The sequence below is a fragment of the Oceanobacillus luteolus genome (assembly GCF_042678205.1).
In the GTDB taxonomy this organism is placed as follows: Bacteria; Bacillota; Bacilli; order Bacillales; family Amphibacillaceae; genus Oceanobacillus; species Oceanobacillus luteolus.
Genome location: NZ_JBHUDE010000069.1, coordinates 1 through 1,091 on the forward strand (window position 1 = coordinate 1; position 1,091 = coordinate 1,091).

1 protein-coding gene is annotated in these 1,091 nt (G+C 30.2%); it reads right to left on the reverse strand.

All coding sequences use genetic code 11. From position 1 onward, the window contains the following. Positions 1-183: 183 nt before the first annotated feature. The gene (locus ACFSBH_RS12155; RefSeq protein WP_379597749.1) at positions 184-1,002 is read right to left on the reverse strand and encodes a DNA endonuclease; all 819 of its coding nucleotides are present in this window, start codon (positions 1,000-1,002) and stop codon (positions 184-186) included. Between the last annotated feature and the right edge of the window lie 89 nt (positions 1,003-1,091).

The window sequence follows — 1,091 nt, forward strand, 5'->3', positions numbered from 1 at the left end:
CTGGGCCATGGTGATGAACCAGCTTCTTCTTCATGATGAACTGAAAGATAGGGTGTTAAAATACCTTGAGTAAATGGGGACTTACACACTTTATTTGACAAGCCCAAGAGACCCTATAAATTTTGGGTCTCTTTTTCTATATGAATAACATTTATTGAACTGAAAGTTCATCAAACATAAAAGTCACAACAATCCTTTCTTTCTCAATTCACTCATTTTATAGATAACAGACCAATAGGTTCTTCCTAATTTACTTGCAATCTCTTTGTCTTTATATCCCGACCTTTTCATTTGGATAATAGTGTTAAGTTCAAGAGTGGAGTAAGGGTTCCTTCTACTTGATGAACTTATTTTAATTATTACCTCTTTTCCATATCTTTCTTTTATCTTATTGTTGTATAATCTTATCTTCTCTTCAAGGCAAGTTTTATATTTCATAGAGGGTATTTCTTGAACATAAGGTTTGATCAGATTTAAAAAGTACCGTACATCTATTTCTTTGTTAAGCTTCAATAAACTCTTATTGCCATCTGGATGACTAGAAATAGAAAAATTTGTGTTAAATGTTTGATTAAGATGTTCCGCTAAACTTACATTTTCATTTCTAGTTAGATTTAAAGTATAGAGTTGAATACTCGGATGACAATACAAAGTATTTTTTTCTTTATTATAATGATAAGAGAAATTTAAACTTCCATCATCTAAATATAGTGTCGTTATAAATATAGGATGATTACATTTCGATAAAAATGAGGAAGTTAATGATTTTATTCCGTTTGGATAAAGTAGGGGATATAAGTTTGTGAAATATGGATGACTTTTAGAGCGTAGATAGTTCCCGTTAATCGTAAATCCAAGATTTTTTAGTTTTGATAATTTCCATATACGATATTCTCTTTGACTCTCACCAAAATGTTCTTGGTAATAGTAATTAATACTTCTCTTAGCACCTTTACTGATATATCCATCACCAAGTAAACTCCCAATGTATTTTGCAAGCAAAAAGTTTAGAAGAATGCAATGAAAAGTTTAGAACTTTGCCAGCCCTTATTTTCTTTATAATTAACTATTCGATAAAGCGTATTTCACGC